The organism is Blautia sp. CAG:237 (assembly GCF_000436615.1).
In the GTDB taxonomy this organism is placed as follows: Bacteria; Bacillota; Clostridia; order Lachnospirales; family Lachnospiraceae; genus Blautia_A; species Blautia_A intestinihominis.
The window spans coordinates 27708-43060 of the sequence record NZ_FR886755.1 but is presented as its reverse complement, the minus strand read 5'-3'; the positions used below and the strand labels follow the sequence as shown (position 1 = coordinate 43060).

General features: G+C 46.5%; 16 protein-coding genes. All 16 read right to left on the bottom strand.

All coding sequences use genetic code 11. From position 1 onward, the window contains the following. Positions 1 to 3: 3 nt before the first annotated feature. A complete protein-coding gene (locus tag QZL69_RS10690; protein WP_291519374.1) occupies positions 4 to 615 on the bottom strand; it encodes an AAA family ATPase in 612 nt (203 codons plus the stop codon). A gap of 54 nt (positions 616 to 669) precedes the next feature. Next, positions 670 to 798, bottom strand: a complete 129-nt coding sequence (locus QZL69_RS10685) for an ATP-binding protein (protein WP_243002288.1) — start codon at positions 796 to 798, stop codon at positions 670 to 672. Between the two features lie 240 nt (positions 799 to 1038). After that, a complete protein-coding gene (locus QZL69_RS10680) occupies positions 1039 to 2958 on the bottom strand; it encodes an outer membrane protein assembly factor BamB family protein (protein WP_022215198.1) in 1920 nt (639 codons plus the stop codon). A 72-nt stretch (positions 2959 to 3030) separates the two neighbouring features. After that, complete coding sequence (locus QZL69_RS10675; protein ID WP_022215197.1) at positions 3031 to 3765, bottom strand: glycosyltransferase family 2 protein; 735 nt, start codon at positions 3763 to 3765, stop codon at positions 3031 to 3033. Positions 3766 to 3783: 18 nt separating this feature from the next. Next, on the bottom strand, positions 3784 to 5064 hold the full coding sequence (gene hisIE / locus QZL69_RS10670; protein ID WP_022215196.1) for a bifunctional phosphoribosyl-AMP cyclohydrolase/phosphoribosyl-ATP diphosphatase HisIE: 1281 nt from the start codon (positions 5062 to 5064) through the stop codon (positions 3784 to 3786). An 18-nt stretch (positions 5065 to 5082) separates the two neighbouring features. After that, positions 5083 to 5670, bottom strand: coding sequence for an imidazoleglycerol-phosphate dehydratase HisB (gene hisB / locus QZL69_RS10665; protein WP_022215195.1), 588 nt, complete (start codon positions 5668 to 5670; stop codon positions 5083 to 5085). A 9-nt stretch (positions 5671 to 5679) separates the two neighbouring features. Then, positions 5680 to 6981, bottom strand: coding sequence for a histidinol dehydrogenase (gene hisD, locus QZL69_RS10660; protein WP_022215194.1), 1302 nt, complete (start codon positions 6979 to 6981; stop codon positions 5680 to 5682). A gap of 26 nt (positions 6982 to 7007) precedes the next feature. Beyond that, the gene (gene hisG, locus QZL69_RS10655; protein WP_022215193.1) at positions 7008 to 7652 is read right to left on the bottom strand and encodes an ATP phosphoribosyltransferase; all 645 of its coding nucleotides are present in this window, start codon (positions 7650 to 7652) and stop codon (positions 7008 to 7010) included. 1 nt (position 7653) lies between these two features. Beyond that, positions 7654 to 8772 carry an ATP phosphoribosyltransferase regulatory subunit gene (hisZ, locus tag QZL69_RS10650; RefSeq protein WP_022215192.1) on the bottom strand — a complete coding sequence of 373 codons (1119 nt, stop codon included), beginning with the start codon at positions 8770 to 8772 and terminating at the stop codon, positions 7654 to 7656. A gap of 93 nt (positions 8773 to 8865) precedes the next feature. After that, complete coding sequence (locus tag QZL69_RS10645; protein ID WP_022215191.1) at positions 8866 to 9399, bottom strand: Holliday junction resolvase RecU; 534 nt, start codon at positions 9397 to 9399, stop codon at positions 8866 to 8868. Between the two features lie 3 nt (positions 9400 to 9402). Then, the gene (lepB, locus tag QZL69_RS10640; RefSeq protein ID WP_022215190.1) at positions 9403 to 9960 is read right to left on the bottom strand and encodes a signal peptidase I; all 558 of its coding nucleotides are present in this window, start codon (positions 9958 to 9960) and stop codon (positions 9403 to 9405) included. After that, on the bottom strand, positions 9957 to 10940 hold the full coding sequence (locus QZL69_RS10635; RefSeq protein ID WP_022215189.1) for an RluA family pseudouridine synthase: 984 nt from the start codon (positions 10938 to 10940) through the stop codon (positions 9957 to 9959). The genes lepB and QZL69_RS10635 overlap by 4 nt, the downstream gene beginning before the upstream one ends. Positions 10941 to 10959: 19 nt before the next feature. Beyond that, positions 10960 to 11583, bottom strand: coding sequence for a hypothetical protein (locus tag QZL69_RS10630; protein ID WP_022215188.1), 624 nt, complete (start codon positions 11581 to 11583; stop codon positions 10960 to 10962). A gap of 11 nt (positions 11584 to 11594) precedes the next feature. Then, on the bottom strand, positions 11595 to 13502 hold the full coding sequence (locus tag QZL69_RS10625; RefSeq protein ID WP_022215187.1) for a YgiQ family radical SAM protein: 1908 nt from the start codon (positions 13500 to 13502) through the stop codon (positions 11595 to 11597). Positions 13503 to 13517: 15 nt separating this feature from the next. Beyond that, positions 13518 to 14324, bottom strand: a complete 807-nt coding sequence (locus tag QZL69_RS10620; protein WP_022215186.1) for a GTP pyrophosphokinase — start codon at positions 14322 to 14324, stop codon at positions 13518 to 13520. Between the two features lie 105 nt (positions 14325 to 14429). Beyond that, complete coding sequence (locus QZL69_RS10615) at positions 14430 to 15038, bottom strand: M23 family metallopeptidase (protein ID WP_022215185.1); 609 nt, start codon at positions 15036 to 15038, stop codon at positions 14430 to 14432. Between the last annotated feature and the right edge of the window lie 315 nt (positions 15039 to 15353).

The following is a 15353-nucleotide window of genomic DNA, read 5'->3' as shown; positions in this document are numbered from 1 at the left end:
AAATCAGAGATTTAAGTGGTGGGAGCATGTCACTTTTCCTTCTGAATTATTTGAATTTTCTGACAAGATCTGTATAAAGGATGTTAATGCCGATTTCATCCCCTCTGGAATATTTTCAGGAAAATCAATTGCTCCGTCAATCTCTTTATTTTCTATCTCAAACTGCATTTCTTCTATGCCAAAATCAGCAGCCTTTGCATATTCCGAAATTGCATTCAGCATATTGCTGTCTCCTGAATATTCCAGTAACTGCTGTGGAATATCTGTGCAGTCTCTCGAGAAAAAAATATCTTCTCGAAACCATTTCATAGCTTTCGTGCAAACTGCATCGTTCATTGTACATGCAACAGAAAAGAACAACTGATTCTCTGCCACCGTCTCGCTGATCAGTTTTCTTCGGGCTTTATCTTCTGTAAAATTAAATTTCTGCTGTTCTCTTGAAAATACTAAGGCTTTCTGCCCCTTCGGTGCATGATATAAAGATTCTCTTATAATTTTTTCCTTTGTTGCCTCAAATGAGTACCAGTATTTAATACCATCAGCAATGTAGTCAAATGCAAACTCTGTTGGATTATTTGCAGAATAATCATCAAGTAAAAACGGTACCACCGGCACAGAAGCTTTTTCATGCTGTATTCTCTGTGCATTACGGATAAACTGCACTCCCAGTCAGAAAGCTCGTATTACATTACTTTTACCACCACCATTTTTTCCGTAAATGGCAGCCCCCGGTAAAAGTTTCATCTTATTTTGTTCAATCAGGCTTTTTTTGAAAGAGCTAAGCCCTACTGCTTCCATTGAAAGAACTGCCTCGTCTCTGAATGATCTGTAATTTTTGAATCGAAATTCTATCAGCATAATTTTCACCTCTGATTACAGTATATCCATTTTTTAGAAGAAATACGATTGATTTTATTCATTATTTTAATTTTTTTGGCTTGATTTTCAAATATACATTTTTATAAAAAACGCCAGCCTGAGTCTTATTGAAATATCAATATATAACCCAAGCTGGTGGCTTTTTTACATCGTTCTGTTTTACTGTAACTCAATCCCCCAGATCTTGCAGTCCCTCGTACCAACAACCGCCATATTATCATATACCGCAGGGGAGGCTTCGATGACGCCGTCGCTGATGGACAGGGTATCATTAAGTTCTCCTGTTTTGCCATCGAGGAGACGGACATCGCCGGTGCTGTTGCAGTAGAGGACTTTGCCGGTTCCGTCTTCGTTGTAGACGCAGACCGGTGAAGACCAGGCGTAGGAAGAGGAGTCTTCCCAGGCTTTGGAGCCGTCGGATTTCTTAAGGCAGGCAAGAACGCCGGAAGCGTTGTCGGAAGTCTTGGAGACTGTGACATATATGTAATCGGAAAGGCTGTTTTTGCCACAGGCGATCGTGGACTGGACACCGCCGGAAACGCCGTCGTCTGTGTAGCATTCATAATCTGTGTGCCAGATGATCTCTCCTGTCTCTGCATCGATCTTCCAGATTGGGATGGTCGCAGAATCATTGCTTCTCCATCCCAGACGGAAGGAGGTACTTACATACAGGTAAAGATGACCATTCTCAATTTCCAGAACCGGTGTGGAGTTGGAATCGTCCAGGGTATCCTGTACCCATACAAGCTCCAGTGTGTTAAGATTCAGGCACATCAGGTTTCCACCGTTGTCTGCCATAAATGCATAACCCTTATAAACAGCTGCGCTGTCCTCCATACCGATCCAGAAGGATTCTGTACTGGATCTTGTTCCGTAATAGCGCCATTTCACGATCTTACCCGGATTGATGGACAGAGAGCCTGTCTCCTTATCATAGCTGGTATTCAGCTTGATGAGATACAGGATCCCATTTTCTCCCGGATAGATCAGAGTGTCTGTCTCTTCATCGACCAGTGCGGAACCGTCGAAGAAACTTAAAGAACCTCGAAGGGAAAACTCATCATTGTCCCCAAATGTGTACATAACACTGCAGTCGATCAGATTGACAACAAAAACTCTAGCAGTTCCCTCGTCGCTGTTATATCCAGCCCCGATATACATGATCGGGTATCCTCGCGGATCGAGTGCACCTGCACCTTTGAAGGTGTAGCCCAGATACAGAGGATCACGTGTTTTTTCTCCTGTTTTGAGATCGAGGAAATAAACATTTCCGTCCATGCAGGCGTAGATCACTTCCACCAGATCGTCGTCTGCCTTGGCTTTTTCTGTCATGTTCATATGTGCTTTAACTTCTTTTGGCCATTTCATCATCAATGGCTGTCCGGTCCAGCCGCTTCCGGTCCAGACTGTGTCGCCGGAGGCAAGGGAACCTGTATCTGCTGACCATTTTCCATTAAGTTTATAGTCGGTCATATTTGCATAACCATGTGTAGGATTATCACGGAAACTGTTTCCTCTGAATGTAACAATTCCGTCCACATCTGTATAATCTTCTCCTACATTAAACTGAATATCTCCATCCGGCTGATAATCAGAAATATTTTCAAGCTGATTTCCATCTACTTCTATATTTGTATAGCTGATCAGATTCTCCGGCTTTGTTGAATCTACGCAGTGAGGTTCAAAAGCAATCTCCTTTGTCTCTTCCATTTCAACAACATCTTCCTCTGCTTTGGCACTTTTGGCCATAGCCTCTTTGGCTTTCTTACCATCAGATCCTTTTCCTGATGAAAAAATCCTGCTTCCTGCAAGCCCAAGCAGGAATACCAGAATCAGGATGCCTGCGATCTTAACCTGCGGTTTCAGACGGAAGTGTCTTCTTCTGCGGCGGCTTCGCTGTCTGGAAGCGGTAGAATGATGTACTGCTGCCTGATTCGGATGTTTTCTCGTATCCTGCTGGTGATGATTTCCTCCCGGACGGGCAGACTTCGGTGCTGCCGCCTTTTTTCTTGATGAAGCCTGGACAGGTTTCGCCTGATACCGGCTCTGTCTGACATGTGTATTTCTTTTCTGTTCCATTACTCCCTCCTCAAAAAATCTGCCATATTTCGGCACAAACTCTTCCCATTATACAACAAAAATCCCGGAGAATCAAATCCTCCGGGACAATACCTTATTAATTTTTCGGAAATCTCTGACAGCCTGTCTGCCGATTCCGAAGATCTTTTTCATGTTGATGGAATTCACTCCACCCTGTCTCGGGCGGAAGGTAATCGGGATGTATTTGACCTTACAGCCTTTCTTTGCATAGATCACAGAAAGAATGACATTGGAAAGATTGAAATCCTTCGGGATAAGGCCGATATATTTCTGAAGTGTCGATGCTTTCATCAGACGGAACGGGGTGTTGGCATCTGTCACAGAAACTCCAAAACAGACACGGATGACCAGACGAAGTGTCCTGGTGACAAAGACACGGTTTCCTCCATCCTGACGTTTGTTTCTCCAGCCGATGACCATATCGTAGGATTCCTTCTGTTTCCAGAATGGTTCAAACTCCTCCGGAAGTGTCTGTCCGTCAGAATCTGTCTGGAATATGTAATCTGCTCCATGTTCCAGTGCATAATGATATCCATACAATACGGTTGCTCCATGACCGCCATTCGGCTTGGTCAGAGGCTCAAATAATGGATGTGTCCTGGCATACTCCTGCATGATCGCATAAGTGTCATCCTTACTTCCATCATCGATCACGACCAGACGGGACTCTCCACCGCCGGAATGCTTCTCTACCACCGGATACCAGTCATCCAGTACCTTATAAATGTTATCGCGCTCGTTATATGCCGGGATAACGATATATAACTTCTCTCCTGCTGCACTCACTATATAAACTCCTATATATTATCTGCGGACAAGTTCCCTGGTGATCTCCTCCCAGGTCACACCTTTCTCCACCATCAGCACCATAGCGTGGTACAGAAAATCAGAAATCTCATATTTGATTTCTTCTTTGTCCGGATTTTTTGCTGCAATCACGATCTCTGTGCACTCCTCACCAACTTTCTTGAGGATTTTATCGATTCCTTTGTCAAAAAGATAATTCGTATAAGAACCTTCCTTCGGATGAACCTTACGGTCTGCGATCACATCATAGACCTCCTGGAAAACCCTGAGCGGGTTCGTATCGTCATATTCTTTCTTCATGAGTTCTTTAAAGAAACAGGATCTGCTTCCTGTATGGCAGGCTGCACCAATCTGATCTACCTTTGCGAGAATTGTATCATTATCGCAGTCTAAATGCAAGGATTTCACATACTGAAAATGACCGGAAGTCAGTCCTTTTATCCAGAGTTCCTGGCGGCTGCGGCTCCAGTAGGTCATTTTTCCTGTTTTTACCGTCATATTGAAGGCATCTTCGTTCATGTAGGCAAGCATCAGCACCTGATCTGTCTTGTAATCCTGGACGATGACCGGCACCATCCCGTCGCTGTTCAGCTTGAATTCAGACCAGCTGATCGCGCTCTCGTAGGTGTTGACAGCAATCCCCGCTTCCTTACAGGTCTGTTTAAACTCATTGAGATCCAGTTCCAGGGCACTGATAAAACTTCCACTTAAGCCTCCGACCAGAGGATCTGAAAGAAGTTCCTGTAATGCTTTCGTATTTCTTTCCTCCGTATGAAGGATCACCGGCAGGCTGGAAGTTTCCTCCATATTCGGAACTGCATCCAGGGCAAGGATTCCGGATGCAAATTCATGGATCTGTTCTCTGTGATCATTATATTCCTCCGAAGAAGAAATGCAGACCAGCATCTTCTCCCTTCCAAAACGTCTGGACACTTCTCCGAGAAGTTCCACATTGCTGTCTTTGGCAAAATTCAGAACAACTTTTGCACATCCGGCATAGATCAGTTTCTTGACATCCTCTGCACGGTTGATATTTCCGGCTGCCATGACCGGTACCTCAGATGCCGCACAGATCTCCTTGATCCGCGCGATCGCATGCTCATGCTCCTCATCACCGGAAGAAAAGTCAAAGACCAGAAGTTCATCTGCACCGTTGTCACTGTAAAAACGTGCCAGTTTCTCTACATCGCCGTCGCCAAAAAGATTTCTCTGTCCGAATCCGGTGACCGCCCTGCCTGCCTGCAAATATAAACAGGGAATCAGTAGTTTTTTGCTCATAAGATCATCCTCCCTGCCTTACAGACTTCCCTTGGTGGAAAGTACATCTGTGATCCTCGGGTCAAAAGAAGTTGCCTGATCCAGTGCCTTGGCAAAACTCTTGAACATTGCCTCCGCCATATGATGGCTGTTTCCGCCTGTCAGCACCTTAATATGCAGGTTCATTCCACAGGAATAAGAGATCGCATAGAAAAATTCTTTCACCATTTCTGTCGCCATATCTCCGATCTTTTCTGAGGTAAATTCCGCATCCCAGGAGAAATACGGACGGCCGGACAGATCGACTGCACAGAGGACAAGTACTTCATCCATCGGAAGAATGCAGCTTCCGTAGCGGCGGATGCCTTTTTTGTCTCCGACTGCTTCTTTGATCGCATTGCCGAGAACGATTCCGGTGTCCTCGATCGTATGGTGATCATCTACATTCAGATCCCCATGTACACGGACGCTTAAATCAAAAAGTCCGTGACGTGTAAATCCGTCAAGCATGTGGTCAAAAAAGCCCACGCCTGTCTCAATATCTGAATATCCGGTTCCGTCCAGAACCAGTTTCAGTTTGATCTCTGTTTCCTTTGTATTGCGTTCTACAGATGCTTCTCTGGTCATTTAGTCCTCCTACTGTTCTTCATCCTCAAAACGGACAGCGATAGAATTTGCATGTGCTGTCAGCTGTTCTGAAGTTGCAAACTGTTCGATATCTTTGTGGATCTCACGTAATGCTTCTCTTGAATAGTATACGATGCTTGATTTCTTTACAAAATCATCTACAGAAAGAGCAGAGAAGAACTTCGCTGTTCCGTTTGTCGGCAGTACGTGGTTCGGTCCTGCAAAATAGTCGCCCAGCGGCTCGGAACTGTTCTCTCCGATAAAGATCGCACCGGCATTTCTTACTTTCATCATGACTTCAAACGGGTTGGCAGTCACGATCTCCATATGTTCAGATGCAATGGCATTTGCTGCCTCGATCGCCTTGTCCATATTTTCGGCGATCAGGATGTAACCGAAGTTATCCAGGGATTTCTGGATGATCTCTTTACGGGAAAGGATCTTGACAAATCCATCTACTTCCTCGCTGACTTTTGCTGCAAATTCTCTGCTTGTTGTGATCAGGATCGCGGAAGCCAGTTCGTCATGCTCTGCCTGGGACAGAAGGTCTGCTGCCACATATCTAGGATTTGCAGTCTCATCTGCAAGAACCAGGATCTCACTTGGTCCTGCGATAGAGTCAATGCTGACATAACCGTAAACAGCTTTCTTTGCAAGAGCTACGAAAATGTTTCCAGGTCCTACGATCTTGTCTACCTTCGGGATGCTCTCTGTTCCGTATGCAAGTGCTCCGATCGCCTGTGCACCGCCGACTTTGTAGATCTCATCTGCACCGGCTTCTTTTGCCGCTACCAGAGTGGATGGATTGACTTTGCCGTCTTTTCCCGGAGGTGTGGTCATAACGATCTGGTCTACACCTGCAACCTTGGCAGGTACGATGTTCATAAGTACAGAAGACGGATAGACAGCCTTGCCGCCAGGAACATAAACGCCGACTCTCTCAAGCGGTGTCACTTTCTGTCCGAGCATGGTTCCCTTGGCTTCTGTGGTGAACCAGCTGTTCTGTCTCTGTTTCTCGTGATAGCTTCTGATATTTACCAATGCTTTGCGGATCACTTCGATCAGGGCCGGATCTACTGCTTCATAAGCTTCTTTGATCTCTTCCTCTGTAACGCGGATGGTTTCTTTAGTAACTTCCGTCTTGTCAAATTCCTTTGTGTATGCAAAAAGAGCCTCGTCGCCTTTTTCCTTTACATTCTTAAGGATCTCATCAACTGCGGATTCAAATTTCCCGTAATTGTTCGGGCTTCTTTTGAGAAGATTTTCGAGAATATCTTTTGTGCTTTCTTTTGTCAGTGCTACTGTACGCATTGTCATCATCCCTTCTGTCAACAGTATTATTTATCGACCACTACATTTCTCAGGTCGCTGATCAGTTTGTGGATCCGTTCGCCTTCCATCTTCATGCTGACCTGGTTTACGACCATTCTTGCAGAAAGCGGGCAGACTTCTTCAAGGACCTTGAGGCCGTTTTCACGGAGTGTGCTTCCTGTCTCTACGATATCTACGATCACTTCGGACAGGCCTACGATCGGTGCAAGCTCGATGGAACCATTTAATTTGATCAGCTCTACGGTCTGGTGTTTCTGATTGTAAAAATAATCCTTGGCGATGTTCGGATATTTGGTCGCCACACGGATCAGCTGGTTATTATGTAAAAGCTCTCTGGCACTCTCCGGTCCGCAGACGCACATGCGGCATTTACCGAAACCTAAGTCCATGACTTCATATAATTTTCTTCCTTCTTCAAGGATGATATCCTTTCCTGTCACGCCGATATCTGCTGCACCGTACTCTACATAGGTCGGTACGTCAGGACCTTTTGCAAGGAAAAAGCGGAGTTTCAGTTCTTCATTTACAAAGATCAGTTTGCGGGAACTCTTGTCTCTCATCTCCTCGCAGGTGATCCCGATCTGCTCCAGCATATCCAGAGTCTTCTCGGCAAGTCTTCCTTTTGTCAGGGCAATCGTCAGGTATCTCATATCAGTCTTCCTCCTTCTCACAGCGCAGGGCTACGCAGGTTCCCTCTTTACGAAGTCTCTGTGCTTCCAGGATCGCTTCTCTTCTGTTCTCTTCTGTGTAAGTGAGGACTACAGGAGCCTCATCCTTTGCAACTTCGATCTTCTGTCTGGAAAGTGCCATCAGAAGGGTGTCAACAACGATGACAAAACCGATGGATGCTGCCGGTTTGCCGAAATGTTTCAGAAGTTCGTTGTAACGGCCGCCCTTGACTACCGGCTCACCGATCCCATAAGTGTATGCCTGGAAAATGATCCCTGTGTAGTACTGGATCTTGCTGAGCATGCCGAAATCAAAACTTACGTATTTCTCATAACCGTAAACTTTGAGGATCTCATAGATCTCCTCCAGACGCTCTACTGCTGCAAGCGCGCATGTGTTGTCAGTCAGGCTTCTTGCCTTTGCAAGTACTTCGCTGGTCCCGAACAGGTGTGGAAGTTCAAGGAATGCTTTTTCCAGAGATTCAGAAAGTTTCTGTTCTTTTACCAGATCTTCTACGCCGAAGTAGTTCTTCTGGGAGATCAGGGAGCGGAGACGCTCTTCTACTTCTTCCTCTAATCCCGCATCTTTGAGAAGGGATTTGAAGTAATCTACCTGTCCTACACTGATCTGGAATTCGGTAAGTCCTGATGCAAGAAGGCTCTCGATCGTCATCGCAAGAAGTTCTGCATCTGCCTCCGGAGAATCATCTCCGATACGCTCAACGCCCATCTGTGTGGTCTCTTTGAGACGTCCCTGATAGCTTGAATTGTTTACAAATGTATTTCCGGTATAGCACAGTGTCACTACCTGCTGATCCGGGTTAAAATAAGTCGCACATGCTCTGGATACGGACGGTGTGAAGTCAGGTCTCAGTACCAGAGTGTTTCCTTCTCTGTCAAAAAATTTATAAAGATCTCTGGAAGGAACGGTTCCTACCTCTTTGCTGAACACCTCAAAATATTCGATGCTCGGTGTCTCTATCTCTTCATATCCGTAGGAACGGAATACCTTGTAGATCTCCGCCTGCAGATGATGCTTCTGGCTGCACTCTCCATTGTAAATATCACGTACACCCTCTGGTGTATGAAAAATACGCTGCATATTTTATCCTCCTCGCGGGCAGCCATACGCTTTAGTATGCTACCATGTTACTATGTAAAACACTAACGATTATAGTGGATATTTCCATGCTTGTCAATCCCGCATTTTGAGATCCTGCTGGATTCCTTCCAGATATGGCACCAGAAATCCGCTCTGCTTCGGCAGATAAAACTCTTCTTTCAGTTCTTCTCTTCGGAAACTTTTGCGTCCGCCATCCTCCATGCGCTTCCAGAATAGCATAAGGTCGCGGAATGGAAGATAATAAAAACGATCTGCATGACTGAAAAAAATAAGAAAGAATGCGATGCCGCCCTGCTGCTCAAACGCCTCCATAAAAGATACCTGATGAGAATGGACGTTACTTAAAGGAAACGTATCCACACAGCATTCCTTGGCATCGAAACAGACCGGGATCCCCTGTACTGCCCCGATATAATCCACGGTACTTTTCTGCTCAAAATAGGCAAGTGTGATGTGCCGGTTTTCTTTGTCCATACGGACCGGAGTGATCGGTGTCGGGATCTTCTGGATCAGAGCGAGCTTCTTCTCCGCATACTGTTCGTTGGTACGATTGACAAGGTCTTCGAGTGTTGAACCTCGAAGACCTCTGCTGTTCCATGTTGCCATTGTTTATTCCAGAACCTTGATGGATGGATAATATCTGATGATTGCTTTGCCGACGATCTCATCATAAGTCACGAACGTATTGCTCCAGAATCTGGAATCCTTGGAATGCTCGCGGTTATCACCAAGCATGAAATAGCATCCCTCCGGCACAACGTACGGACCATAATTGCCGGTCGGTGTTTCCGGTACATGACTGTTTGCTTCTTCGTCCTCTTCGCCGTTGATAAAGACTTTGCCGTTTTTGATCTCAACGGTGTCTCCCGGAAGACCGATCAGTCGTTTGATAAAGAGCTGGCTCTCATCATCAGGATATTTGAAGATGATGATGTCGTAACGCTCCGGATCTTTCATTTTCTTGGAAACATGAGTTCCGAAGAAGTCAAAATTAATGCCATATGCCATACGGAAACCGAAGATACGGTCACCGGTCATGATCGTCTGCTCCATAGATTCAGACGGGATCTTTGCGTTGATAAGAACTACATTGTTTACGACCAGAACTACGACGATCACGATGATGAACATTTTGATGTAGTCCCAGACTTCATTCCAGATTTTCATAATAATTTCTCCCCTAACTTTTCTTCTTTTATGATACGCTCAAACTGTGCCGGCAGCGGTGCACGGAAGCATTTGCCGGACAGATCCGAAAGCCGTCCTTCCATTCCGTCTGGAAAACTCAGTCGGAAAGCATGCAGCAGCTGATGCTTCAGCTGGTATTTTTCCCTGTAACGGCGGTTGAATGCATCCTGTCCATATTTGGTATCTCCTGCCAGCGGATGCCCCTCAGAAGCAAGATGTGCACGGATCTGATGCGTACGTCCCGTGATCAGTCCTACTTTGAGAAGGGTCACTTCACCGTTATCCTCCAGCGGTTCGTAAACTGTCTCGATCGGCTGTGCTTCTTTCTGCTTTTGCTTATAGATCGCTACTTTATTCTGTTTCGTATCTTTGTACAGATAACCCTTGATGTGCTTCTTCTCGCGAAGGACTCCCTTTACAATACAGAGGTATTCCTTATGTACCGTCCGGTCGTGGAATAATTCTGAAAGTTCCTGAAGGCCTGCCAGAGACTTGCCTGCCGCGATGATGCCGCTCGTATTCTTGTCAAGACGGTTGCAGACAGACGGGCGGAACGTCCGCAGGTCTTCCTCTGTAAGCTCGCCCTTCTCCAGAAGATAGCCGATCACATACTCTACCATCGAAGGTTCCTTCGTATCATCTGGCTGCGAGAGCATCCCAGCCGGCTTGTTGATAAGAAGGACATCTGCATCTTCATAAAGTACATCCAGCGTCGTTACCGCTCTGGCGGCCTTGTCCTGCTGGCTGAATTTATCAAATGTCTCATCGCTCAAAAATAACTTTACCTGGTCTCCTGCTTCCAGCTTCTCGTTTCCGGTCGCCTTCTTACCGTTCAGTGTGATATTTTTTTTGCGGAGCATTTTGTAGAAAAAACTTTTCGGAGCATTCCGAAGAAGTTTGGACAGGTACTTGTCAAATCTCTGTCCTGCCTCATTGTCCCGAATCTGAAACTCCTTCATTTCTCTGTTCCTCTTTCTATCAGACACAGATCGCCAGGATCGTGTGCTTGATCAGTTCATTTCTGGAAAGTTCCGGATATTTCTCATCCGGGCGGAATTTAATTCCTTCTTCCAGGGATTCTCTGTGCTCGTTCATGGAATCCAGACGTTCCAGAAACTGCGGCAGTCTGGTAAAGATCTTGACATTTGCCTTGAATCCGTTGCCGCGGAGGATCTTCTGCGCCTCCTGTTCCATGAATGCGGCATCGATCTTTGGATCACTGCTGAAACCGACAACTGTGTTGCCGCAGATCGCAAATGCATCGATCGATGCGCTCTTCTCATAAAAAGTCATATACATTTCATAGGACATGACCAGTTCGCCCGCATGTTTACTGATTTCCTGATATACCTGCGGTGCGACCGGTTTTGCACGGAAGATCATGATCAGGCTTACTACAGATTTACATGCCGGAAGGCAGCCGACCACTGCGATCACAGTCCATACAGTCAGTCTGGTCTTAAAGTAGATCATTGCTGAAAAAAAGATCAGAAGCGGTGCTGCGAACAGAGCTGCCGTGATCAGAATGCGTTTCTTTTTTTCGGCGGCAATGTAGCCGTAGTCGCCCTTCCTTACTTTATTTTTATTGTTTGTTTTGCTCATCTATAAGCTCCTTATTTTTTCTTATGCGTATTGCGGATCGTTTTCTTTGCGGGCTTACGTCCCTGGTTCTGTGGCTTCCTGCGGTCTCCTCCTGATGGATTTCTGCCGGATTCTTTCCTTCGGTCTCTCTCCGGGCGGAGCAGACATTTCGGGCCGAAACCGACCAGATCCATGCGTCCTGCGATCTTGAGCCCCTCCAGTACAAGGCTTCTGTTTGCCGGGTTCTTATACTGCATCAGCGCACGCTGGATGGCTTTTTCATGCGGGTCACGCGGAATGTAAACCTTCTCCCCTGTAAGCGGATGGATACCGGTGTAATACATACAGGTGGAAAGGGTCGATGGAGTCGGGTAAAAATCCTGCACCTGTTCCGGTGTAAATCCAAGGTCACGCACGTATTCTGCAAGCTTCACCGCTTCCTTCATCGTACATCCCGGATGGGAGGACATAAAGTATGGGACGGCGTACTGCTTCTTGCCTGTCGCCGCGTTTGCCTTCTCATACTGATCCAGAAACTGCTGATAGACCTGATGGGATGGTTTTCCCATATAGTGAAGTACCTGGTCGGAAACGTGTTCCGGCGCGACACGAAGCTGTCCGCTTACATGGTATTTCACAAGTTCCTGCAAAAAAACTGGGCTTTTGTCCGCTACTACATAGTCAAATCGGACTCCGGAGCGGACGAAAACTTTCTTGACTCCGGAGATCTTGCGGAGTTTCCGAAGAAGTGCCACGTAATCGCTATGGTCTACGGTAAGGTTTCCGCACGGTTTCGGGAAAAGACACTGCCGGTTCTGGCAGACACCTTTGGTGAGCTGCTTCTGACAGGATGGCTGCCTGAAGTCTGCGGTAGGACCTCCGATATCATGGATATAGCCCTTGAAATCCGGATCATGAGTCATTTTTTTTGCTTCTTTGAGAATGGACTCATGGCTTCTCGTCTGGAGAATGCGTCCCTGATGGAACGTCAGAGCACAGAAATTACAGCCGCCGAAACAGCCCCTGTTGCTCGTCAGGCTGAATTTGATCTCCTCCAGAGCAGGGATTCCGCCTTTGGCGTCATACATCGGATGCCAGGTATTCTGATAGGGAAGGTCGTAAACATCGTCCATCTCCTGCTGGCTCAGTGGAAGTGCCGGCGGGTTCTGGATCACGCATCCTCGATTTCCGTAGCTCTCTGCCATCGGTCTGGCAGTAAACGGGTCGGTATTTCTGTACTGCTCGGCAAAGCTTTCGGCATAGGCTTTTTTGTCCGAAGATACTGTCTCATAGGACGGAAGGATGATCGGATCATAAGCGCGCGACAGATCTTTGCACTTATAAACGGTTCCCGGAATGAAAGTGATCTCATCTACCGGAAGGCCGCTCTGAAGCGCCTCCGCGATCTGGATGATCGAATGCTCTCCCATTCCATAAGAAATAAGATCCGCCCCGGAATCCAGAAGGACACTGCGGCGCACCTTGTTTTCCCAATAATCATAGTGTGCGAGGCGTCGAAGGCTTGCCTCGATCCCGCCCAGGATGATCGGTGTATGTTTATACGTCTGACGGATCAGGTTACTGTACACCACGGTAGGCATGTCCGGGCGCAGTCCCATCTCGCCGCCTGGTGAATAGGAATCCTTCTGGCGGTGTTTCTTGGAAACGGTGTAATGGTTCACCATGGAATCCATATTTCCGGCACTGACAAGAAAACCAAGACGCGGTTCGCCAAATACCTGGACGCTTTCTTTCTTACGCCAGTCCGGCTGTGGGATGATCCCCACGCGGTAGCCTCTGCTCTCCAGAAGTCTTGATATGATCGCTGTACCAAAAGAAGGATGGTCTACATAAGCATCTCCTGTCAGATAGACAAAATCCACCTGTTCCCATCCTCTCTGCTGCATTTCTTTTTTGGTTACTGGTAAAAAATCCTGCATGTATATGTTCTTCTCCTAAAATGATACCGACTGTGCCCGATATCCCTCTGCGATGATATCAAGCTGTCTGTGAAAACGTGCAAGCTGCTGCAGATCCTTCGTCCGGAATACGCGGAGAAACTCGTCCTGGATCTTGGCAACTTCCCTTTTGTTTGAAATCTTGTAAAGATTTTCGATGCTGAGAAGAATATCCTTGACAAGATTCGACTGCATCTGCGAAGAGTTCTGTGCATCCATGATCTCATCGCGGACAGAGGACATCTCCTGATCCAGCGCAATGATCGCATCTGCGGCGTTGCTCAGGCGCTCTGCCACGTGAAGCGGCATCTCACCTTTGTATTTGTACTGGAGAGAATGCTCGATCGTCGCCCAGAAATTCATCGCCATGGTACGGATCTGGATCTCCGCCTGGATCTTCTTTGGTCCGTTTATCGTTTCAACTGTATAATAAATGATCAGGTGATAACTTCTGTATCCACTCTGTTTGATGTGCTTCAGATAGTTCTTCTCACTCTTGATCGTCATATCGGTACGCTTCTGAATGATCGCAGCAACGGTATCAATGTCTTCCTCAAACTGGCAGATAATGCGGATACCTGCGATATCCTCCAGTTCTTCCTCCATGCGTTCCATGGGAATGTGTTTGCGCTGCATCTTTTCCAGAATGCTTGGCAGGCTCTTGACGCGTCCGCTGACCTGCTCGATCGGAGAATAAAGATCGTTCTGCTTGTGTTCTTCTATAATATGTTCAAACTTGACCATCAGCTCCTTGACAGCCAGTTCATATGGACATAATATACTTCTCCATAACTGTATTTCCATAAAAATCGCTCCCTTGGTGGCTTGTAGCAAAAGTAGCCCCGGCTTCCTCTTGATTTAAAGCGAAACTACTTTTGCATTATAGCACATTTTTGCATGGATATGTAATTAATATACACACTTTCTGATTTTTTTCTGAACGGCCTTCAGCACCCAGTATGGGTTTACGCTCATCTCCCTCGAATACGGTGTCTGAATGTAGATCCCGAGATGCAGATGTACCGGAAATTTTCCCTTTGTACCTTCACTGCCATAACCGGTATCGCCCATAAACCCAAGGATTTCTCCCGCTTTTATGGAATCTCCCTCCTTCCAGTCCCGCTCATAGGAAGAAAGGTGTGCATAATAAAAATAGCCTCCTGAAGGAGAACGGATACCGATCCGATAGCCACCTAAGGGGAGCCAGCCGACCGCTTCTACACTTCCGTCCGTCATACTGATGATCGGATAAAAATCTGCTGCCCCGCAACCTCCAAAAAGATCACAGCCTTCATGAACACGCTCTCCCCCAAAGCTTCTCTCTTCCATCCAGCCGTCCTCAAATGAGATGTCATCTGCTGCGACCGGAAAATATCTGACATCCTTCCAGACCGCCTGGTAAAAACTGCACAGATCTGTATATTCTTTGTATTTATATCTCAGATAAGGCTCCCTGTCAGAAGAACATCTCCCGGGATAAAATTTCCCGTTCAGCATTGTCGTCGTCAGATTTTCCATCCAGTCTGTATTTCCTGAACTTTCATCCTGGTTGCGAAGCTGCCGGTATAGTTCCGTCGGAAGATGCTGCTCCCGAAACGCAGCTGACTCACATGTTTTTTCATCCAGTATCGATGCCCGGCTTCGCTCCAGAAGGATCTTTTGACTGCCAGTGATGCAGGTAAGAATAAAAAAACAGAAGAAACTTTTCCAGAGCCATCGTCTCATGAGCCTGAAATTCTGCCTTTATACGATATCGTCAATTTTTATTCTATTCTCTCTCTTACATCATTATTACGCCAAAAACAGAGGCTCCCGGCGATCACCGCCCAGAAG